At 33.4% G+C, this 21,708-nt stretch carries 18 protein-coding genes; 10 read left to right on the top strand and 8 right to left on the bottom strand.

Annotation, left to right across the window (positions count from 1 at the left end; all coding sequences use genetic code 11):
* The first annotated feature begins 229 nt into the window (after positions 1–229).
* Genes WN975_RS08070 through WN975_RS08060 form a run of 3 tightly spaced genes read left to right on the top strand, consistent with a single transcriptional unit; the run spans position 230 to position 3,178 of the window.
* Positions 230–1,243, top strand: a complete 1,014-nt coding sequence (locus WN975_RS08070; RefSeq protein WP_337966077.1) for an alpha/beta hydrolase — start codon at positions 230–232, stop codon at positions 1,241–1,243.
* 24 nt (positions 1,244–1,267) lie between these two features.
* Entirely contained in the window at positions 1,268–2,287 is a 1,020-nt protein-coding gene (locus WN975_RS08065; RefSeq protein ID WP_337966076.1) for an MBL fold metallo-hydrolase, read from the top strand.
* 45 nt (positions 2,288–2,332) lie between these two features.
* Positions 2,333–3,178: an oxidoreductase gene (locus WN975_RS08060; RefSeq protein WP_337966075.1), complete on the top strand. Its 846-nt coding sequence runs from the start codon at positions 2,333–2,335 to the stop codon at positions 3,176–3,178.
* Positions 3,179–3,427: 249 nt separating this feature from the next.
* Here the strand turns inward: WN975_RS08060 and WN975_RS08055 are convergent, their stop codons facing one another.
* The 3 genes from WN975_RS08055 to WN975_RS08045 all read right to left on the bottom strand — a co-directional run bounded on the left by WN975_RS08055 (position 3,428) and on the right by WN975_RS08045 (position 7,795).
* Complete coding sequence (locus WN975_RS08055; RefSeq protein ID WP_337966074.1) at positions 3,428–5,875, bottom strand: sensor histidine kinase; 2,448 nt, start codon at positions 5,873–5,875, stop codon at positions 3,428–3,430.
* Positions 5,876–6,241: 366 nt separating this feature from the next.
* Positions 6,242–7,054 (bottom strand): SDR family NAD(P)-dependent oxidoreductase, encoded by an 813-nt coding sequence (locus WN975_RS08050; protein WP_337966073.1) that lies wholly within the window; start codon positions 7,052–7,054, stop codon positions 6,242–6,244.
* A 153-nt stretch (positions 7,055–7,207) separates the two neighbouring features.
* Positions 7,208–7,795 carry a TetR/AcrR family transcriptional regulator gene (locus WN975_RS08045; RefSeq protein WP_337966072.1) on the bottom strand — a complete coding sequence of 196 codons (588 nt, stop codon included), beginning with the start codon at positions 7,793–7,795 and terminating at the stop codon, positions 7,208–7,210.
* Positions 7,796–8,303: 508 nt separating this feature from the next.
* Here WN975_RS08045 and WN975_RS08040 point away from each other — a divergent pair.
* Positions 8,304–8,795, top strand: a complete 492-nt coding sequence (locus tag WN975_RS08040) for a GNAT family N-acetyltransferase (RefSeq protein WP_337966071.1) — start codon at positions 8,304–8,306, stop codon at positions 8,793–8,795.
* 2 nt (positions 8,796–8,797) lie between these two features.
* Positions 8,798–9,286, top strand: a complete 489-nt coding sequence (locus tag WN975_RS08035) for a MarR family transcriptional regulator (protein WP_099708141.1) — start codon at positions 8,798–8,800, stop codon at positions 9,284–9,286.
* A gap of 7 nt (positions 9,287–9,293) precedes the next feature.
* Here the strand turns inward: WN975_RS08035 and WN975_RS08030 are convergent, their stop codons facing one another.
* Complete coding sequence (locus tag WN975_RS08030) at positions 9,294–10,136, bottom strand: AraC family transcriptional regulator (RefSeq protein ID WP_337966070.1); 843 nt, start codon at positions 10,134–10,136, stop codon at positions 9,294–9,296.
* 90 nt (positions 10,137–10,226) lie between these two features.
* On the opposite strand from WN975_RS08030, the gene WN975_RS08025 reads away from it, so the two are divergent.
* Positions 10,227–11,225, top strand: coding sequence for a hypothetical protein (locus WN975_RS08025; RefSeq protein ID WP_337966069.1), 999 nt, complete (start codon positions 10,227–10,229; stop codon positions 11,223–11,225).
* A 61-nt stretch (positions 11,226–11,286) separates the two neighbouring features.
* Here WN975_RS08025 and WN975_RS08020 read toward each other — a convergent pair whose 3' ends face one another.
* Complete coding sequence (locus tag WN975_RS08020) at positions 11,287–12,111, bottom strand: helix-turn-helix domain-containing protein (RefSeq protein WP_337966068.1); 825 nt, start codon at positions 12,109–12,111, stop codon at positions 11,287–11,289.
* Between the two features lie 276 nt (positions 12,112–12,387).
* On the opposite strand from WN975_RS08020, the gene WN975_RS08015 reads away from it, so the two are divergent.
* The 3 genes from WN975_RS08015 to WN975_RS08005 all read left to right on the top strand — a co-directional run bounded on the left by WN975_RS08015 (position 12,388) and on the right by WN975_RS08005 (position 15,674).
* Entirely contained in the window at positions 12,388–13,614 is a 1,227-nt protein-coding gene (locus WN975_RS08015) for a PQQ-dependent sugar dehydrogenase (protein ID WP_337966067.1), read from the top strand.
* Positions 13,615–13,741: 127 nt separating this feature from the next.
* Positions 13,742–14,605, top strand: a complete 864-nt coding sequence (locus WN975_RS08010; protein WP_337966066.1) for a helix-turn-helix domain-containing protein — start codon at positions 13,742–13,744, stop codon at positions 14,603–14,605.
* A 565-nt stretch (positions 14,606–15,170) separates the two neighbouring features.
* Positions 15,171–15,674, top strand: coding sequence for a hypothetical protein (locus WN975_RS08005; RefSeq protein WP_337966065.1), 504 nt, complete (start codon positions 15,171–15,173; stop codon positions 15,672–15,674).
* Positions 15,675–15,865: 191 nt separating this feature from the next.
* Here the strand turns inward: WN975_RS08005 and WN975_RS08000 are convergent, their stop codons facing one another.
* From WN975_RS08000 to WN975_RS07990, 3 genes are all read right to left on the bottom strand, one after another.
* On the bottom strand, positions 15,866–16,252 hold the full coding sequence (locus WN975_RS08000) for a hypothetical protein (protein ID WP_337966064.1): 387 nt from the start codon (positions 16,250–16,252) through the stop codon (positions 15,866–15,868).
* Between the two features lie 56 nt (positions 16,253–16,308).
* Positions 16,309–16,932 carry a hypothetical protein gene (locus WN975_RS07995; protein ID WP_337966063.1) on the bottom strand — a complete coding sequence of 208 codons (624 nt, stop codon included), beginning with the start codon at positions 16,930–16,932 and terminating at the stop codon, positions 16,309–16,311.
* 183 nt (positions 16,933–17,115) lie between these two features.
* A complete protein-coding gene (locus WN975_RS07990; RefSeq protein ID WP_337966062.1) occupies positions 17,116–18,111 on the bottom strand; it encodes an SDR family NAD(P)-dependent oxidoreductase in 996 nt (331 codons plus the stop codon).
* 687 nt (positions 18,112–18,798) lie between these two features.
* Here WN975_RS07990 and WN975_RS07985 point away from each other — a divergent pair.
* Positions 18,799–21,675 carry a TonB-dependent receptor gene (locus WN975_RS07985; RefSeq protein ID WP_337966061.1) on the top strand — a complete coding sequence of 959 codons (2,877 nt, stop codon included), beginning with the start codon at positions 18,799–18,801 and terminating at the stop codon, positions 21,673–21,675.
* The last annotated feature ends 33 nt before the right edge of the window (positions 21,676–21,708 follow it).

Below are 21,708 nucleotides of genomic sequence, written 5' to 3'. Positions count from 1 at the left end.
AGAGTGAAACGCCTTATACGATTTGTTTAGCTATGTTTATATGTGTTAAAAATTGCGTGTGAAGAGTTCAATTTTAGTGTTATATCGTCAATGTTTTTCAAATGATAACGAAATACAACTTTTTCAGCTTTCTTAAAAATATGTAAATCCTTGTATTTAAAAGGTTTGATGTCTTAGGCACAATTCTAGCCTATTAGTAAGCATTTAATAACTTTTTAAATAGAAAATCATGAAATCAATTTCTAACCAAAATTTATGGTCAAAAACTTCAAAAGGAATCTTTGGCTTGTTAATAATCAGTTTTTTATCATTTGCATCATGCAATAAAAAAGAAGAATCTACAAAAGCCGTTTCCGAAGAAGCAACTACAACAACAGATTCAGCAGTTGCGAAACCAGCAGATCCGCCGGCAAATTTTAAACACGAAACCGCTTTGGTAAACGGCGTAAAAATTCATTATGTAATTGGAGGAAAAGGCGATCCATTAGTATTAGTTCATGGTTTTGGTCAAAACTGGTACATGTGGAATCGCCTGCTTCCGGAACTTTCGAAACACTTTACAGTTATTGCGCCAGATTTAAGAGGAGTAGGAGAGTCAGACAAACCGGAAGGTGGTTATGACAAAAAAACAATGGCAACCGATATTCACGAATTGGTTAAAAAATTAGGCTACACAAATATTAATCTTGCAGGTCACGACATCGGATTAATGGTCGCTTATGCGTATGCAGCACAATATGGAAGCGAAGTAAAAAAAATAGCTTTAATGGATGCTTTACTTCCTGGAATTGAGCCAGTTTGGTCACAAGTTTCGGCTTCTGCGTGGTGGTTTGGATTTTTTGCTTGGCCAGCTTCGGGAGATATTGTTAAAGGAAAAGAAAAAGAGTTTTTGACTAATTTCTGGCCAATGGTTGGACACGTAAAAGATCCTTTTACACCAGAAGAAACTGCAGAATTTGTTAGAGCATACGCAGTAAAAGATGCAGCAAAATCAAGTTTTAAATGGTTTGGAAACTTTCCGCAAGACGGAAAAGACAATTTGATTTTTATGAAAACAAAACTTAAAATGCCTTTACTAGCGATGGGTGGAGAATATTTTGCAGCAGCATTCCTGAAAGATCATTCAAAATTAGTTGCAGAGAATGTAACCGAGTCAAAAATTGCAGGTTCAGGACATTGGTTAGTTCAGGAAAATACAGCTCAGGTTCAAAAAGATTTATTGGCCTTTTTTCTAGCAAAATAACTTTATCAGAATAAAATAAACATCATGAAAACTAAAAACATTCTTTCAGGATTTGCATTTGTTATCTTGTTTTTCCTTTGTAATACTATCGCTTATGCGCAATTTCCAATGCCGGATCATGTCCCGATTTGGGATGCGAATAAAGTGACTTTGAAATTACATAAAATAGCAGAAAACGTTTATTCAGTAGCGCCTGAAACTGCCGAAGTCGAAACTTCAAAAGGTATTGCACAAGCAACTTCGGCAGGATTTATTGTTGGAGAGAAAGGCATTTTACTTATCGAAACCATGTTAAGCAAAAGACTATACGACCAGCTTTATAAATTAATCAGAAGCGTGAGTGATAAACCAATTGTATACGCTATAAATACGAGCGATCACGGCGATCATTGCTTTGGAAATTATTTACTTCCAAAAGAAACTATTGTCATTCAAAACGAATTCTGCAAAGACAATCTTTCTAAAAATTACGACAATATCAAGCAGTTTATGATTATGCTTTTTGGTAAAGGAAGAGGAATCGAAGAGAGCGTTTATCGTCCCGCCGATATTACAATTCCAATCAACGAAACCATGAAAATTGATATGGGAAAAGGCAATATCGTTGAGGTTATAAACGTAGGAACGGCACAATCTCCGGCAGATTTATTTGTGTATTTAAAATCGGCTTCGGGAAATGTATTGTGGGCAGGAAATCCTTTTATTGCCGAAAGTCCAACTATTCCGTGGTTGTTTGACGGTTATTTTCTGGAACCCGTAAACAATTTGAACAAAATCTATAATATGATTGGCGATAAAGATATTGTCGTTCCAGGTCATGGTCGCGTTACCAATAAAGCCGGAATAAAATATACAATTGATTATGTCGAGGCATTAAAAACAAATGTCGAAAATGCAGTTAAAAAAGGACTCACATTAGAGCAGACAAAAGCTGCCGTAACAATGAAGGAATTTGATAAAGGATACGAACTTTTTAATTGGCTTCATTTTAATTTCAATGTTCCAAATGCTTATAAAGACATTAAAGAAAATGGGAAAAAATAAGTTTCCGTTTTGTAAATGAGGAATAATAAACATAATAAAGAGATTATGAAAAATCAAGATAAAACGTGGTTTATAACCGGAACATCCCAAGGAATTGGACTTATTTTGGTCAAACAATTATTGGCACAAGGATATAATGTAGCCGCAACAGCAAGAAATGCAGAATCGCTAAAAAAAGCAGTCGGAATTTCATCGGAAAATTTTCTTCCGCTTGAAGTAAATTTGGTCGACGAATTAAGCGTAAAACAGGCTGTAAAAGATACTTTGGCAAAATTTGAATCTATTGAATATTTGGTAAATAATGCCGGATATGGATTAATAGGCGGAATCGAAGAAAGTTCTGATGCGGAAGTTCGTGCCAATTTTGACGTCAATGTATTTGGATTGCTAAATGTTACAAGAGCAATTTTGCCACATATGAGAGCTGCAAAATTCGGACATATTATAAATCTTTCTTCCGTATTTGGATTACTTGCCGGCGCCGGTTGGGGAATATATTGTAGTACAAAGTTTGCCGTAGAAGCCATTTCCGAAGCACTTGTGCAAGAGGTTAAACCTTTCGGCATCAAGGTAACACTTATTGAACCGGGTTATGTGCGTACTAATTTTCTAAACAGCAGTTCATTGATTACATCTTCGGAACCAATCGAAGCTTATCAGGAAATTCGTGATGCAGTGCGTTCTCATCAGGAAGATCTTCCGGGGAAACAATTGGGCGATCCTGAAAAAGTAGCGGCATTAATTATTGAAGTTACAAAATGGCCACAACCGCCACTTCACTTATTAACAGGATCTGATGCGTATCAATTTGCAAACTATAAAATTGATTCTTTAAAAAATGAAATCGAAGCAAATAAAGACTTTACTTTTTCGACAGATTTTGAAGCTTAAATTTTAAAAATAAAGGGTTTTTTATTAGAACTAATTACACCAATTTCAAAGGTCATTCTTTGGAATTGGTGGTTAGTTTAAATTATAAAAGCAAAAAATAATTTAACACATAGAAACATAGCTTTTGTTTACTTAAAAAAGGCGTTTCACTTGGTTTTAATACACATAGCTATGCGTTTTATTTCAAGTGAAACGCCTTATTCGATTTGTTAAGCTATGTTTCTATGTGTTTAAAAATTTGAGTTTACACTAGATTTCCAACTCTTTTTTAGAAATAGGAAGTTCAGCCAAAAACTCAATTTTCAAAACCGTTCCATTATGGTTTTCCATTGTGAATTTGGCATCAAGATCTGCACTTAATCCTTTGATCAGACTTAAACCAAAAGAGTTGATTTTCTTTGAAGAAAAGTCAGCGTCGATTCCAACTCCATTGTCCAGAATTGTCAATAAATAATAGTTTTCTGAGGTCGCTTCGAGCGTTACATAAATCATTCCGCTGCGATCGTCCGGAAAAGCATATTTGATCGAATTGGTAATCGCTTCATTTAAAATAAGTCCTATCGGAATTGCCTGTGCAACATCTAATTCTAAAGAATCTACTTTAATTTCGAAACGTATTCTTTGTCCAAGATTAAACGATTCTCTCAAATATTCAATTAATTCCCGAATATAATTAGGCATATTTATCGTCGAAATATTCTCAGAATTATAAAGTTTCTGATGAATTAATGACATCGAATGAATCCTGTGTTGACTATTTTTTATCGCTGATAACGCCATATCATTGTCCAAATATGCCGATTGTGAATTCAAAAGACTGATAACCGTTTGAAGATTGTTTTTTACACGATGGTGAATTTCCTTCAAAAGCCATTCTTTTTCATGCAATAAATGCCTAAGATTCGTGTTTTTCAGTTTAATTTCTTTCTCTTTAAGCTCAAGTTTAGCGTGATTTCGTTTCTTTAATCGGTAACGGTTATAAAGCAAACCAATTGTAATTGACAATAAAATCAAACTCCAGATCGAAAGATTATTCAGCAGTTTTGATTTTCGCAATTCGCTTTTTTGTAACGAAGACTGATTGTTCAAAAAGTTGATTTTTTGTTCTTTATTCAGCGTTTCATATTGAATTTTAAGTTCTTCGATTTGTTTGTTTTTCGAAAAATCAACCAAAGAATCGTTTAGTTTTTTATAAATCTGAAAATGCTTCAATGCGCCTTGGTAATTGCCATTTAAAGAATCGATTACAGACATAGACAGCTCAAGATTCTCAGAAGTGTAATTTCGTTTATAAGCTTTTGAAAGTGTCAGGATCTTGTCAGCATAAAATTTAGCTTCCAAAGGTCTGTGTCTGTGCGCATAAAAAGCTGTCATTGATGAGTATGAATTTAATACATCAAGCAACGTTTCAGGACCTGTAAGTTTTTGTGCGTTGAGATCCATTTCTTTAAAATAGGTTTCTGCCAACGCATAATTTTTTAAGCGTTCATAGCAAACGGCTCTCACATTATTGACAATCATTTTATCAAAAACATCTGTTGGCGGATATTTCAGTACAATCGTATTGATATAATTGATGGCTTCTGTCGTTTTTCCTCTGGAGAAAAGTGCTGCAACAAGACTCACAAAACTTCTGTAGAAACCGCCGCTATTAATATTTTGATGTCCGGCTTCTACACTTTTTTTATACAAATCCAACGCTTCTTCATAATGACCAAGCGTAAGATATACGTTGCCAAAACGGAGATAAAATATATCGGCAAAATTATAATCATTGATCGTTTCCATTGTTTTTACACTCTTTAGAGCATAATACAAGGCACTTTTTGTGTTGTAGCGCAAAAGTTCAACGTAGGATATTGTGCCTTCGGTAAAGTGTGTATGTTTAAAACCGTATTGCCTTTGGTAATATAAATTTTGATAAAATTCTTTAAGCGCAAGCTTAATATTTCCGGTATAATAATGCACAGTGATAAGCCTCATGTGCATTTCTATTTTTTTATCGTCTAAGCCTAAATCCGTATATAATTTTATAACTTTATTTAAAAGAATTTCCTTTTGCGGATCTTGGTTTGGTAAATATAAAGCTTGGTTTGACAATGCGTCAGCCAATGCTTTTTGATCGTTTTGTTTTTTGCATTGCTCTACAACTTTTGCAAAACAATTTTTACTTTCAATTGGATTATTTGCCTGAGCGTAATATTTCCCAAGAAGCGTTAAACTCTGATTTTGCCATTTTTGAATCTTGAGCTTATTACTAAGTTCGAGAGCTTCTTTTATATTCGAAAAAGCATTTTGAAGATCTTGCGGTTTTGTTCCCGGTTTAAAGAGATAAAAACTTCCAAGTTGAAGCAATAATTTAATTCTATCCGTATTTTTTGAGTTTTCTAAAAGTTGGTTTACAGCTTTGAAATTTCCTTTTTCGATAAATTCAGATCCGGGTAAAACATCATCTTTAGATTCATTAAAACCTTCGTCATAACTTAGCGAAAGAGGCAAATTATAAGCTTTTACCGCTAAAACGGCAGAACTGTCTTCATCAATTTTTCCCTGATTTTTTCCATACAAAAACATCGAACAAAGCTGAATCAAGACTCTCTTTTTCTTTAAATCATATTGTGATGTCGAGGAAGGTAATTGTGAAAAAGAAGGAACAGAAATAAAAACCAATAGAAGAAAACAGTAACAATATTTCATAGTTTATTTAGTATATGTAATCTTGGTTTTTAGCAGAATCAAATATAGTAATAAACGAGAAGGAATGTTAATTTTATGAAGATTAAACTGAAACGATAAAGTAATTTATGATTATGGTATCAAAAGAGAAGTAATTTTTAGAAATAGTAACTTTTGAATGTAGAATTTTCAGAATATCTATTCCTTTTTCTGGAATCAGTATAAAAAATCCGTTTTAATCAGCGTTTTCGCTTTAGCGAATCAGTTAAATCAGCGTCTTTTTGTAACGCAGATAAAACGGATTTTTAAATTTAATTGAAATGCAAAAAAACTGCGTAAAATAATTCAATTCTACGCAGTTTTCGGAGTTATAAAACAAGGATTTAATTATCCGTGCGCAGCCACAGAAACATCAGCCCATTCTTCCCAGATTGCAAGTTTTTGTTCGTAAGTTTGTTTTGCAAATGGTAACGCCACTTTTCCTAAGAATAAACGTAAAGGAGGATTTTCGGCTTCAACCAATTTAACAATCGCAGGTACAGTAGCGCTTGTTTTTCCAAAAGTATCAGGATCATGTCCTTCTGCAATTGCTTTTCTAATTCCGTCATAAGCAGGAATACTTTCACTGTTGAATCCGTTACCCCAAATATCAGTAACATAACCATTTGGCTCAACCAAAGTTACATTGATTCCAAATTGTTTTACCTCTTGAGAAAGAGTTTCAGTAAGACCTTCCACAGCAAATTTAGTTGCATTATAAAGACCTAAATTTGGTAAAGTTGTAATTCCTAAAATAGAAGAAACCTGAATAATATGACCGCTTTTTTGATTTCTCATAATTGGTAAAACAGCTTGAGTTAACCAAAGAGTTCCAAAGAAATTAGTTTCAAATTGTGCTCTCGCTTCTTTTTCGCTTGCTTCTTCAACAGCGCCATTTAAAGCATAACCCGCATTGTTGATCAGGATATCAATAGTTCCAAAATGTTCTTGTACTTTTCGAACGGCAGCAAACGAATCTTCGCGGTTGTTTACGTCAAGCGTAAGTGGTAAAATTGCGTCTCCGTATTTTGCCTTCAAATCATTAAGAGATTCAATATTTCTGGCTGTTGCAGCTACCTTGTATCCTTTTTCTAAAAATGCTTCTGTCCAGGCTCTACCAAATCCTTTTGTTGATCCTGAAATTAAAATTGTTTTTGACATGATGTTTTTTTTTTAATTGTTAATGGTTAATTGTGAATTGTAAATTGATGTTTTGTGTAATTGTTATTCTTTTAAAGCTGATATTGAATTTTGTAATTGATATTGTTTTTTTATCTAAATATGACCGAAAGGTCATTTTTATGATAAAAAAAATTAGAGTGTGTTTTCCTCTATAATTTTTTTTAGGTTTTTTGTGATGATTTTCATCTTATCGTTATTGCCTGACATTCTCGAAATTAAGTGACCGCCTTCCATCATGGCAAACATAATAACTGCAAATTCTTCCGCATTCCATTCCGGATTAAATTCTCCGTTTGCTATTCCTTTATTGACACTATTTGCCAATAATTGCTGATTTGCGTTACAACCTTTATTTATTTTTTCCTTTACAATAGGATTCGTGTCATCTGCTTCTGTACCAAAATTCAATAACGGACAACCTCCCGTAAGAGGCGGATTTACAGCATTACTAAAGAAATCTATATAAGTATAAAGTTCCTCTTTTGCCGTTTTGCTTTTACTGATTTCAAACAAAAGTTTATCGCCCAAAATCTTCATATTATGATCAACTGCGGCGCAGGCAAGAACGTCTTTGTTTTCAAAATGAACATACATACTTCCTTTCGACAACTTCGTAGCCTCCATAATATCACTCATAGCAGTTGCGGCAATCCCTTTTGTATTAAAAATTGGTGCAGCTTTTTCTATAATGAATTGTCTGGTTTCTTCTCCCTTTGTCATGATAGTTTTCATTTATCGAGTACAAATATATGACCGATTGGTCATATGTGCAAATTTTTTTCATTTTTTATGATAAGTTTCACATTTCGAGGCTTTTGTTTTTTTTGGTTATTGTGTTTGTAGAGTGGGTTTTAATCGCGCAAAGATGCAAAGTTGCTAAGTTTTATATTTATTATCACAGATTAAAAAAACTGCTCGATCTGCTAAATCTGCGAGAAACAAAAAAACTTTGCGCCTTTGCGTCTTTGCGCGCATATTTGCGTAAAGATGTAACGTTCTTATTTTAAAGCCACAGATTGAAGAATTAAAAAGATTAAAAAAAATCTGCTTGATCTGCTAAATCTGCGAGAAATAAAAAACTTTGCGTCTTTGCGACTTTGCGTGCATATTTCGCAACAGCATAACAATAATTTAAAATCTTCTTCTTTCTCAAAAAAATCATAAATTTCAAGAAATATTTTTATTTATGTATTTAACTACGTAGTTTTGTGTTTTAATTTTATTTGATATGAAACCGATAATTATTCCAATAGAAAATAAATATGCAGATGCTGTAGTAGATTTAGTTTTAAGCATTCAGCAAAAAGAATTTAATGTTCCAATTACATTAGAAGATCAGCCGGATTTATTGAACATAACCAATTTTTATTACGCAAGTGGCGGTGGTTTCTGGGGCGCTTTTATCGATGAAGAATTGGTTGGTACAATTGCTTTGGTAAAATTCAGCAACTCCGAAGCTGCGATCAGAAAAATGTTTGTAAAAAAGGAATTCCGAGGAAAAGAGTTCTCAATTGCACAGAAATTATTAGAGACTTTGATCGATTATTGCAAAGAAAATGAAATCGATGATTTATATTTGGGAACTGTATCGATCTTAGAAGCAGCTTTGCGTTTTTACGAAAGAAACAATTTTGTGCGAGTTGAAAAAGAATCGCTTCCAACAGCATTTCCAATAATGAGCGCAGACAATGTATTTTGTCATTTAAAACTAAAAAAATAAGGATGAATATTATTGATGAATCGGGAATTTTAGCCATTTCAACGCGATTACAGCGTCTCAGCGAGCAATTGCGTAAAGACGGTGCTTTGTTTTATAAATCGTACGGAATTGATTTTGAGCCTAAATGGTTTCCGGTCATTTATACCTTACATCACAAAGGAGTTTTGAGCGTTGTCGAAATCGCAAACGAAATTGGTTATACACATCCTTCGACGATTAGTTTGCTCAAAGAATTAGAAAAGCAAAAATTGATTCGTTCGAAAAAAGATAAAATAGACGAGCGCAAACGTCTTATTGTTTTAACTACAAAAGGGCAGGAGCTTATTTTGAAAATGGAACCTGTTTGGGGCGTTATGACACAAGTTCTTTCTGATATTGCAGACAATCAGAATAATTTACTGAAAGCAATTGACGAAGCCGAAAACAAGATTTTGCACCAGAGTTTTTTGCAAAGAGCTTTACAATTAAAAAGCGAAAACGAAAATCAATAATTAAGTTTTAAACGCTTAAAGTTTTTTTTCTAAAAGCTGATGGAGTAGTGCCGCGGTGTTTTTTGAAGATTTTATTCAAGTGACTTTCGTCATTAAAACCCAATTCACTTGCAATTTCTCCCACACGCAAATCACTATAAAGCAATCTGTTTTCTACCAGTTTTATTCGGTATTTCGAAATATAATCTTGTAAAGTTTCGTTCGCCTGTTTTTTAAAATACCTTCCTAAATACGTTTCCGAAATTCCAAACTTCTCGCTCATAACCGTTACGCTCAGTTTTTCAGGTTCATAAATATGAGTTTGAATATATTCTAATAACGTATGCGCTTTTCCATCAGATTGTTTATTGATATTTTCCGGTAGATATTCAGAGATATTTCGGGCAATAATTACAATCAAAGTATTAATTAATAACTGGATAAGTTCTGTATTGTATAAAGTAGGATTGTGATATTCATGCCTGATCGCTTCGATAACCGGATGAACGAGATTTTTATCGGTAATTCTTTTCAAAATACATCCGGGCTGATGATGCGCATGATGCAAAATATATTCAAGTTTGTAAAGATTGTTCGAAGTAAAAGGTCCGTTTTTGATATAAATATCAGTAAAACGCAACTGAAAAATGGTCGTTTTTTCCTTTATTTCTAAAGAATGAAAATCCTGAGGCGTAATTAAAAATAAATGTCCAAGTTCGTATGATAATCTATTTTGATTGATAGTTTGGATTCCGGTTCCGGAGACAATATAAAGCAGCTCAAAGAAGTTATTTCCCACTTCAGTTTGCAGGGATTCCGTTATTTCGCTAAAAATAACTTCATACGGAAGATATATATTATTCTTTATCATAACCTCTTATTACTATATTAACGAAGAATATTACAATTAATATTTTACTAAATCAGTATAATTTTGCTCAAAGTTAAACTTAATATTTTAATGATGGACAAAATCGAAGATAAAATCGCACTACAACAATTTGAAAAACAAAAAATTACATTGCCAATTGCTCCCGCATCTTTTTTTGCAATGACATTAGGATTAGCAGAAACAGGAAATGCGTGGAGAAACGCTACATCATTATGGAACGTGCCAATTTATATTGGAGAAATTTTAGAAATGCTCGCTGTACTTTCCTTTATTTGGTGGTTAACACTTTATTGCAACAAATGGATTCAGCATAGAAAGTTGGCCGTAAATGAATTCAATGATCCTGTTCAATCTTCATTTTTGGCATTGATTCCCGAGTCTGTTATTTTGGTCGCAATTGCCGTTCATGTTTATGATTATTCGATTGCAATTACTTTATTTTGGATTGGTTCAGTGCTAAATCTTATTTATGGCGCGTACAAACTTTCAGGTTTATGGACACAGGATCGTGAAGCAAATCAAACAACGCCGTCTTTGTTTTTGACTTTTACGGCAAGTATTTTGGTTAATGCACTTGCAGCAGGATTGTTAGGATATACAAATTACGGTTTTGTACTTCTGGGAATCGGAACTATTTCGTGGTTGATTATGGATTCTGTAATTACAAATCAACTCACAGTTGGCGGACTTGGCGCAAAAACACGAAATTTTATGGGAATTTATATGGCGCCTGCGGTTGTTTTATTTGTTGCGTATCAGGTTCTGACTGGAGAAAGCGGTAATATTTCAATTACTTATGCATTAATGGGATATGCTTTGTTTCTTTTTGTTTCTATAACTTTTGCCATAAAATGGCTCAAAGAACAAGCTTTTGCACCGGGATATTGGGCTTATACTTTTGGGATTGCTACTTTGTCGCAAGGTTTGTCAATTTTTGCTTTAAAAACCGCCGATTCTGCTATTATGATATTAGCTTTAATTGTTTTTTGTCTGACGAATATTGTCGTTTTAGGAGTAGCAATTGGATCTGTAAAACTTGTTTTGAAAGGCAATTATTTTCCAAAATAAATAAAATTCAATATTTATTATTTCTAACCAAATCAATAATAATGTGATAGATAATATTGCTTTATATATTGATTTGGTTATTGATACTTATTAATTCAGTTGCAGTATAACCAAATTGTTTTTTAAAGGCATAAGAGAAATGTGATAAATTCTCAAAACCAACTTCATAACAAACATCAATTGTTTTTTTCTTGTTTTTGCTTAGCTGATAATGGGCAAGATCAAGCCTTTTTTTGGTCAGCCATTTTTGCGGAGTTGTATCGAAATACTTTTTAAAATCCCGATTAAAAGTAGACAAACTTCTTCCGGTAAGATAACCAAGTCGTTCCAGCGGCATGTTGAACATAAAGTTACGTTCCATAAAATTAACCAAATCAATTTTTCCCGGTTCTTCAAAATTTCCCAGAACATTATCTATTTCAGAATCAATTGATCTTAAAATACTTATTGCTTCCGTTATTTTTAAGTCGGCGATATTTGCGGGAAGTGTCGTCATCTCAAAATACGGAATCAAAGACGCAAGGCAACTTTCGAGTAACAGATGATTGTTATAAGAATGTATTTTTGGCTGTATGTTAGTTTTCAATTTAATATCCAGATTTGTGTAGAAATCTTTCAGTTTTTCAGTAGATAAATGCATCACGACAGTTTTATGAGGTTGTCCATCTTTTGGATAATTTATAATCGTTGCGAGTTGATTTCTAGGAATCAGAAAAATATCTCCTTTCTTAAAAATATGAATTCCATCAGTTTGCACAATCTTCGTTTCGCCCGAAATAAACCAAACCAACATATGCTGATCAAACATTATATCCGATTTAAAAAACTTATCTTCATAACAAGAAAGCTTAATATCTGGCGTTATATATTTTGCTTCGTATTCCATTTAATGTGGTAATTATAAGTTATGTTTTTTTCGATTATATTCTGCTTTAAGCAAAGTTAGAGACATTTACGCAGAGTTTAAATCTTTTCTGTTCTTTAGCTTTTAATGTTATTTAATTTATGCTAAGGTGTGGGAATTTATATTTAAAACAGTATAATTGTATAAATTTTCTCATAAATTATATAACTCTTTTTAATTTTAATTGAAGATTTTTGTTTTGTTATACATTAGAATATCTACCATTTGTATTTTTTTAATCCTTAAAATCCCAAACCTATGAGAACTATTAACCAAATTGCTATTGTTTCTAGCGTGCTAATGACCTTTTTTAGCTGTGCAAACGACAAAGATGTCGATTCAAATCCAGGAACAACTACGAATCCTGTAGAAGGAAATGCTGCTAACACAACTTATAAACCCGCATTTGAAGGGCAAACTCGTATAAATGGAGTTCAAACCAATACACCTTATCAAGGAGTTGTTCTTGCTACAAGCTTATCAAGTCCTTGGGGAATAAAAAGTCTTCCGGATGGCAGATTATTAATTACCGAGAAAGGCGGAACGATGCGAATTGCAACTACAGCCGGAGTTTTGAGTGCTCCAATAACTGGTATTCCTGCTGTTAATGCTGCCGGACAAGGTGGTTTATTAGGATTAACTATTGATCCGGAATTTACTGCAAATCGTATGGTTTACTGGGTTTTTGCAGAAGCTACAACTGGCGGAAATAATACGGCTGTAGCCAAAGGAAAATTATCAGCTGACGAAAAAACAATCGAAGGAGCAACCGTAATTTACAGAGCTAAACCTGCCAACGCAAGTACGCTGCATTATGGCGGACGTATTCTTTTTGATAAATCAGGTTTTCTTGTAATAAGTACTGGAGAACGTTCTGTATTAGAAACAAGACCATTGGCGCAATCTGTTGCAACAGGTTTGGGAAAAGTAATCAGAATAACAAAAGACGGGCAGCCAGCAACCGGAAATCCTACTTTTACGCAAACCGGAGCTTTACCGGAATTATATAGTTATGGTCATAGAAATCCGCAAGGTTTAGCACTTAATTCTGTGACAGGCGAAATCTGGTTGGCAGAACACGGACCAAGAGGTGGAGATGAAATTAACCGTATAAAACCTGGTGCAAATTATGGATGGCCAACAATTACGTACGGAATCGAATATAGCGGAGAAAAAGTTGGTGCGGGAATTCAGCAACAAGATGGTTTAGAGCAACCGGTTTATTACTGGGATCCGGTGGTTTCGCCAAGCGGAATGACTTTTTATACCGGTAATCGCGTTCCTGAATGGCAAAATAATCTTTTCATAGGCGCTTTAAGCGGAATGCATATCGTTCGTCTTGCAATAAAAGACAATAAAGTGATTGGTGAAGAAAGACTTCTGGCTTCAGAAAATCAACGTTTTAGAGATGTAACACAAGGAAACGACGGAGCTTTATACGCCATTACAGATGGTGGAAGACTTTATAAAATCGATAAAAAATAAGATTCAATTTCAATATATATTCTTTTATTTTATGATAGAAGAATGCAAAAAATGGTGCTGTATAGCGCCATTTTTTTGTTAGGCAAAAAAACGTTAAGTATATTTGATACAGCTTAAAACAAAATAATTGAAGAATAAAATTACAACATACTCGCTCGCACATCATAAGAGTTTGTTTACCAATATCAACAATGATAAAGATTATTTTTATGTTCAGGCAAAAGATCATCCGTATATCAGCGAACCTTATCGGGCAGAAAGTTACGCCATAGAGTTTCTAAGAAAGGGTAGTATTGTCATGCAAACGCAACTAAAAAAAGTTGTAATTCATGCACCAGCCATAATCACATTAGGGCCTTCGGTGATTAGAAGTTTTACAAAAGACAGCGACGAAATTTTAATCGATATCATCTTTTTCAAACCACAATTTTTTCTTCATAATCAAGCAAATGTTTTCTTCCTGTCGCAATATGAATTTTTCGATAATAGCGAAATGCACGTTTTCAATCTCGAGAAAAAAAATGAACTAAAGTTTGAGCAAATCTTTTCGTTATTAAGAGAATCGCTCGACAATAATTCGAATCATCAGCCTTTGATTCTTAGAGGTTATCTTTATATTTTAATTTACGAACTCGATTTTATAAAACAGACAATTTTAACCGAAACAATCCAAAATTCTTTGTTCGAAAAGTTTAAAGAAATACTTTTTAAAGATTTTATAAACCAAAGATCCGTTCAATATTATGCTGATGCTCTAAACGTTACCAGAAAATATTTATCAGAAGTCATCAAAAATAATAGTGGCAAAACAGCCAGTAATTGGATAGAAGATATTGTGGTTCTCGAAGCCAAAGTATTACTTCAAAATAAAGACTTGACAATCAACCAAATTAGCGATATATTAAATTTCCCGAATCAATCGACTTTTGGAAGATTTTTTAAAAAAGCAACAGAAATTTCGCCACTCGAATATCGCAGAAAAAATATTTAGACTATTGATGATACTTTGGGCGAGCCACCATCCTGACAAGAGGGCACATTACTTTGCGCGTATACGCCCTCTTATCAGGATGCTGTCGGGCTATACACTCCGCCGCGGCGGATAGCTTCTATCCCTCTCGCGAGCGAACGGATTCTTAATCGGGGTTAGTTTTCAGTCTTAATTTTCAGTTTTCAGTCCCAATTTGTCATTTCGACGGAGGAGAAATCACACCAGAAACTCCGCAAAGAGAATCTCTAATCTTTGTAGAGTTCCTTGTGTTATTTCTCGTTCAAAATGAAAATATTAAGTAGATAAAATCCGTTTTAATCCGCGTTTTCGCAAAGCGAATCCGTGTCATCCGCGTTCTATATTGTCGCCAATCTTTGTGGAGTTTCGCGTGTGATTTCTCCTCCGTCGAAATGGCAAATCACACGAAAATACCTTTGTAAAAAAAAAACACTTCCCGACTTTTCGAACAAAACATAAGACATTTTGCTCTTTTCTAATAGTAACAATCATCGCAACTTTGCCATAAATAATAGAAAATTTAATATTTAGTAATAAAATATAAAACATGTCTAAAGCAGCAAGATTTGTAGTGATAATAAATGATAATATCATTTGGATGGAACAGAAAGCCCTTAAGTTTTATTCGGATTTATTTGGATCATCAAAAGAAATAGGCGAGAAGTACGCAGCGGAAAATCTATCAAGGCAAGAGTTTTTAAGAATTCAAAATGATTTTTCGATCGAAATGTTGATGGTTTACGAAAACGAAAATCCTTTGTCTTTTATGAAATTAAATTCATCCCGACTTTCAAATCAAGATCTTGAAGCCAACAAAGCAATTGGACTAGAAGATATAGTTTATTTTAATCCAGATGATTTAAACGTGCTTTTTAAACGTGCCGAAGAAATTGCCTTGCAAAGAAAACACGATTTGATTTGGGCAAAAGCTTTTGAAATAGATGTAGTTTTAATCAAAACTTTAAGATCTTTAGGATATCAGGAATTCATTTATAAAAATGAAGAGAATCAGGAAAATCCAAACCAACTTTACTTTAAAAAAGCACTTTAGTTTTACCATATTCAGGATAATTTATAATTTATAATTTTCGCCAACGGAATAATTATAATATTTTCTAATCTTTCAAAGATATTTTACATTTGCTGGCGCGAGCGTCTCGCTCGTGCGCGTGCAGATCTTCACGACCGAGACGTTCGCGCTAGCGTTGATACTTGTTATTGTTATGTTTAAAATTCATTTAATTATAAATCAAGTGACAATGATAGTAAATCGTCATTTTTATCAATCAATTGACCATTCATTACAATATTAAACCGATCAACACATAAAGTATCAATCGTCTTATCTTTATGAAAAACAATTATTTTTCTTCTTATATCTATTGATGTGTTTTTGTTGCTATTTTTTATTCCTTTAAGTAATTTATCAATTTTATTGAAAATAGATTTATCTTTTATTGAATAAACTTTTATAACACCATTAAAGGTTAGTTCAAAATCTTTACAACTGACATCAGCCGAAGTATCAATATTAAGGTTAACAGAATGGACAACTATTTTATCAATGTCTGTTTCTTTATTTTCACAAGAAAAAAGTGTGAAAATAAGTAGTATAAATAATTTATTCATTTTCTTTTATTGGTTAGGAACTGAGGTTTTTTACATAATGAGTAAATAAAAATTCTTTACGGTTCTAATATTGCAGTCAAATAATAATTCATTTCTTGAGTAGATAATGCTAAGCGTTTTTTTAAAGTTGGTAAATCACTAATTCCCGGAACGCCATCTTCAGAAAATATGATTTCGTCTTGTCCGTCAAATCTATAACTATCATATTGTATGATGTCTAAACTACTATCTTCATTAAAAGAAGCTGTAATTATTGGAAAATAATCATCCTTTTCAAAATCATAAAAATACTTTTCAGTTTCCTTAAATTTTGGTAAGCCAGTCAAAAGATCAATATTTTCTATACATATTAAATCATTAGTATTATTATACAAATATCTGGAATGACTTGTTAAAACTGTTCCTGAATATTCTTTGTGAATTTCTAGAACATGATTACTAAGATTTATCTTTTCAATTATGGAATAAAAAACATTTGAAGTACTGTATATAGTAATAATATCATTTTCCGATTCTTCAGCATTTTTATAGTGGCTGATATGTTTTAAAATATGATCAATATAAAACTCCTTTTTTAATATTATTTCGTTTTCACTAAACACCTTATAGTATTCACTTAAAGAGCTTAATTCTTGTGAAGATATTTTTTCGTCATTTATATTATGGTATGTTTCCAGCATTCTTTTAAGTTAAATTATTATCAGTTGGAAAAGACATCAGAACCTTTATCAAATTTACTAAAATCACAATCATTCGGAAATTTAAAATAAACAAAGAAGAAATCTTTATCGAATAGAAGTTGCCGCTTCAAAACAACGACAACTTACTATTAACATCTTTTATCTCACAAAACACACCTCACATTAAAGAACATCAAAAGTTATTCCCGTCATTTCTTCACTTAGCAACCATAATCTTTTGGCCTTATCTTCGTCAAGCGAATATAATTTTACTCCTGGAGTTATAGAAGAATCGGTTGCAATTGAAGCAATTTCAGCATCTTCACAATATACACCGCCAATATTATCAAGAAGCGGACTCGTTGCGCACCAAACTGTAGTTGCAGCGCCTTGCGGAATCGTTTTTAGATTTGCTAAAATTTCCGGTCGAATATTCCCAGCAGCATCGCAAAGTCCCATTTTCTGGAATAAATCTAAAGAAGCTTCTCTCGCAAGTTCAGTTCCATTGATAGATCCCGGATGCAGCGAATAAGATCTCACGCCAAATTCTTTTGCGCGATTGTCTAATTCGAGAGCAAATAAATTACAAGCCGTTTTGGATTGTCCGTAAGCTTGTAAAGTTTCGTATTCTTTGTGTAAAAAATTCGGATCATCAAAATTAAAAGAACCAAATTGATGTCCTTGCGATGAAACGCTTATTACTCTCGCAGTTTTGGCTTTTTTAAGCGCTGGCCATAATCTTGTCGTAAGCTGAAATTGTGCCAAATAATTAGTTGCCAATTGCGATTCGATTCCGCGATTATCACGACGATACGGAACCCACATAATTCCGGCATTATTAATCAATAAATGCAAAGGTCTTCCTGACGAAAGGAATTTTTTTGCAAACGCATCTATAGAATCCGGATTCATTAAATCCATAATTTCCAATTCTACATTCGGAATATCCTTTAAGTTTTTCTTTGCTTTCTCGATATCTCTTGCAGGAACTATTACTGTTGCTCCGGCTTCGGAAAGAATTTTTACGGTTTCTAAACCAATTCCGGTGTTACCGCCCGTTATAATTGCAATTTTTCCCGTAAGGTCAATTCCTTTGATAACTTCGTTTGTTGTTGATTGTGAATTAAATCCTGAACCAATTGGTTTTTGGAAAGTTCCCTGATAATTGTTTGTTTTCATTTTGTGTGCTTTTTAAGTAATTATTATAAGGCAAAGTTATTGGGAACTTAAAAGACGGAGTTTGTTCAGAATGTCATTTTACTTTGTTTAAAACGTCATTTTGTTTTGTTGGATTTTTAATAAGAAAGTGTAGTCCCTACGGGACATTTTTTCTGTGTGTGATAAGTTTTTTTTACCAATATTTAACTCCTAAAGGAGTATTGTCTGTTGAAATTCTATAATAAAAGGTTTTTATAATATCTAAAAGGAATATCTCGGAGAGATTAAATGTTGGTAGAAAATAAAATACAAACCACATCAAAATTGTCCCGTAGGGACTAAACACAAATTTGACGGTCATAATATAATGTATGTTGAATAACTCAAACTAGTAAAATATCACTCAAAAAGTTTACTATTTGTAAATAAGTTGCCAATTCCAAAATAGAATTGTTAAGGAATGTTTGCTTCGAAAACGTTTTCTGTTTTGCTTTAAATGTTGATCAAAATCGGTTATTTCTCCCGTATTTAAAGGAATTTTGGTGTCATTTTCAATTCATTAGCATTTTTATTTTTTACAAATCCTTAACAATTGCGGTGCTTTAATTTGCTTTTCTTTAACAATTACATAATTTTCATTTATTTACTATTTATAAAAATCATTGTTTATTTGCTTCAATAAATTTAATATTTGTAAACAAATTAACCATGAAAACAATTTACAAGGCAATTTTTATTTTTTCGGTTGCACTTTTTGCACAGAACATGACGGCGCAAAAAGCAACCATAAGCGGAACTGTTACCGACTCACAATCTCCACTGCCGGGAGCAACTATTATATTATCTAACAATCAAAAAGCAACAACTGATTTCAGTGGTTATTTTACGATTCAGGATGTTAGATCTGGTAGTTTAGAATTACAAATCGCCTATATAGGATATGAAACAAAAAATATAAAAGTTGAAGTAAAAGACAATCAACATGTTAGTTTAGGAATAATTCGCTTAGAAACCAATTCAAAAGAATTAAGCGAAGTAGTTGTAAGCGGAATGAGTCAAAGAAATAGTGAAGCAAGAGCGCTGAACATGCAAAAAAAATCGATGAGCATTGTAAATGTAATTGCGGCTGACGGAATAGGAAAACTTCCGGATCGTAATGCTGCCGAAACTGTTCAGCGTATGCCTGGAGTTTCTATTGAAAGAGATCAGGGCGAGGGACGTTTCGTTTCGGTAAGAGGTTTACCGCCATTTTGGTCTTCAACAACAATCAACGGAAACAGAATTCCAACTGCCGAAGAAGAAACCACTTCGAGAGCTACAGCATTTGACTTTTTTCCGTCTGATCTTATCGCTTATGTTGAAGCTACAAAAGCACTTACGCCAGATATGGATGGGGATGCAATTGGCGGAAGCGTGAATTTTACCACACAAACTGCTCCAACAAAAAGAACTATTAAAGCAAGTATTTTTAGCGGATACAATCAAAAATCGGATAAAGGAATTTACAGCGGATCACTTACTATTGGTGACAAAAGTAAAAACGGAAAGTTTGGTTACATTATTAATGGTACTTATTGGGACAGAAACTGGGCAACAGATAATTATGAAGCCAGAAGAAATGGTGATCAGGGAGTTTACAGATTAGAATTAAGAGATTATACCGGAATTAGAAAAACTACTGGTTTAAATGCTGCAATGGAATTTAATCCTTCTTCGAGAGATAAAATTTTCCTGAAAGCAACTTACGGAGGACTTTCTGATACAGAAACACATTATAAACACAGAATCAGATTTGATAAATTCAACAGCACAACAAATGCTTTAACGGTTGAACAACAAGATATTCACAACGAATTAATGACACAATTTCTAGGTCTTGATTTAGGCGGAAAACATCAATTGGCAAACGGGACTTTAGACTGGAGTCTGGCTTCTTACAGAAACCAATTCAAATATGGAAATATTCCAAATGCAGAAGACAACAGTTATTTTTTAATTCAATTTAATCAAACGGGAGTTGGCGTTAAACCTGAATATTTGAACACAGTTCCTGTTGCATCTGGTGGAGCTGGCGGACCAAGAGCATATTGGGCTACGGATGGCGGAATGCTTGATCCGAATAATCCAAAATCGATATTTGATTTTTACTCAGATCCAAATTTCAAAACAGATCCAACTAAGATGAAGTTTTCTACTTTGGAATTATACAAAATCAGCATTGTAGAAAGAGACAATATTATTGCTGCGGTAAACTACGAACACAATTTTAATGAAAGTCTGAAAATGAAGTTCGGTGCGAAATTAACAGACAAAGATCGTATCGCAACTTTTAGAGACGAATACTATAATTGGACAGGATCGCCAACGCCATTTTTGTCAAATTATGGTTCAGATTTGATCAATCAGCCTGGCGGAACAGATTATATGAGACGTGAAACAGGAACTAATATTGGAAACACTTTTGGTCCGGTTTTATCTGGAAACGGAATGAATAATTTATACAATTCGGCGCAAGGTAGTTTGGTTCTAAATCCAACAGATTCTCAAATTCCTGAATTAGGAAAAGGTTTAGGAAGAAACTTTAATGTTGGCGAAACTACATCTTCAGGTTATGCAATGGCAACGTATTCAATATCTGATAAATGGACAGTTTTAGGAGGTGTTAGAGTTACCAATACAATCACACAAGTTACTGGTAAAACAGTTGAAAATAATGTGGTTGTGGATGCCGAAAACACAAAAACATATACTTCAGTATTACCAATGTTACATGTTAAATATACGCCGGTTGAGAATTTAAACCTTCGTTTTGCTACAACTAGAACCTTTGCAAGACCAAACTTTGGAGACATTTCTCCAGCGGGATCTTTGAACACAATTGACGGCGAATATGCAGGAGGAAATCCAAATTTGAATCCTACTTATTCTTGGAACTTTGATTTATTGGGAGAATATTTCTTAGATGAAGTTGGTGTAATCAACGCCGGAGTTTTCTACAAATCAATTACAGATCCAATTTTTGACGACACGTATCAAGGTACAATAAACGGAATTCCTAATATCGAAATCAGTTCGCCTACAAACGGTGGTAACGCCTGGATTGGCGGAGTTGAATTTGGAATCACAAAAAGATTCAGCTTCTTGCCTGGATTCTTAAAATATTTTGGAACTCAGATTAATGCAACTTTCATGAATTCTGAAATGACTTTAGGGCAAAATACCAATAATCCAAACGGTAGAAAAGTATCAACTCCTTATCAGGCAAAAGAATTATACAACCTGCAATTGTTCTATGAAACGGGCAAACTTAACGTGAGAGCAGCATTCAACCATAAAGGTGCATACGCCATAAGTTTTGATGCAAATGCCAAGAATACAGATATGAATGACATTTATTATGGTAAATATAACTCACTTGATTTCTCGGCTTCTTATAAAGTAGGAAAGCATTTTACAATCTTCAGCGATGTAAATAACGTTTTGAATGAGCCATTAATGTATCATTTTGGAGAAACACCAAACAGACCAAAACAGGTAGAATATTATGGTGCAAAATTCAATCTTGGTTTAAAATATAATTTATAGACAACTATAAGTTAACTCGTTGGATGTTGGCAG

Source organism: uncultured Flavobacterium sp. (genome assembly GCF_951805225.1).
Taxonomy (GTDB): domain Bacteria; phylum Bacteroidota; class Bacteroidia; order Flavobacteriales; family Flavobacteriaceae; genus Flavobacterium.
Note: the sequence above shows the minus strand (reverse complement) of the source record. Positions and strands in the feature narration are given on the sequence as shown.

Coding starts and splice junctions, on each gene's coding strand:
- WN975_RS07995 (WP_337966063.1), bottom strand. CDS start 16,932: ATGCTGGAAACATACCATAATATAAATGACGAAAAAATATCTTCACAA.
- WN975_RS08005 (WP_337966065.1), top strand. CDS start 15,171: ATGTCTAAAGCAGCAAGATTTGTAGTGATAATAAATGATAATATCATT.
- WN975_RS08070 (WP_337966077.1), top strand. CDS start 230: ATGAAATCAATTTCTAACCAAAATTTATGGTCAAAAACTTCAAAAGGA.
- WN975_RS08040 (WP_337966071.1), top strand. CDS start 8,304: ATGAAACCGATAATTATTCCAATAGAAAATAAATATGCAGATGCTGTA.
- WN975_RS08060 (WP_337966075.1), top strand. CDS start 2,333: ATGAAAAATCAAGATAAAACGTGGTTTATAACCGGAACATCCCAAGGA.
- WN975_RS08030 (WP_337966070.1), bottom strand. CDS start 10,136: ATGATAAAGAATAATATATATCTTCCGTATGAAGTTATTTTTAGCGAA.
- WN975_RS08000 (WP_337966064.1), bottom strand. CDS start 16,252: ATGAATAAATTATTTATACTACTTATTTTCACACTTTTTTCTTGTGAA.
- WN975_RS08050 (WP_337966073.1), bottom strand. CDS start 7,054: ATGTCAAAAACAATTTTAATTTCAGGATCAACAAAAGGATTTGGTAGA.
- WN975_RS08045 (WP_337966072.1), bottom strand. CDS start 7,795: ATGACAAAGGGAGAAGAAACCAGACAATTCATTATAGAAAAAGCTGCA.
- WN975_RS08015 (WP_337966067.1), top strand. CDS start 12,388: ATGAGAACTATTAACCAAATTGCTATTGTTTCTAGCGTGCTAATGACC.
- WN975_RS07985 (WP_337966061.1), top strand. CDS start 18,799: ATGAAAACAATTTACAAGGCAATTTTTATTTTTTCGGTTGCACTTTTT.
- WN975_RS07990 (WP_337966062.1), bottom strand. CDS start 18,111: ATGAAAACAAACAATTATCAGGGAACTTTCCAAAAACCAATTGGTTCA.
- WN975_RS08065 (WP_337966076.1), top strand. CDS start 1,268: ATGAAAACTAAAAACATTCTTTCAGGATTTGCATTTGTTATCTTGTTT.
- WN975_RS08055 (WP_337966074.1), bottom strand. CDS start 5,875: ATGAAATATTGTTACTGTTTTCTTCTATTGGTTTTTATTTCTGTTCCT.
- WN975_RS08025 (WP_337966069.1), top strand. CDS start 10,227: ATGATGGACAAAATCGAAGATAAAATCGCACTACAACAATTTGAAAAA.
- WN975_RS08035 (WP_099708141.1), top strand. CDS start 8,798: ATGAATATTATTGATGAATCGGGAATTTTAGCCATTTCAACGCGATTA.
- WN975_RS08020 (WP_337966068.1), bottom strand. CDS start 12,111: ATGGAATACGAAGCAAAATATATAACGCCAGATATTAAGCTTTCTTGT.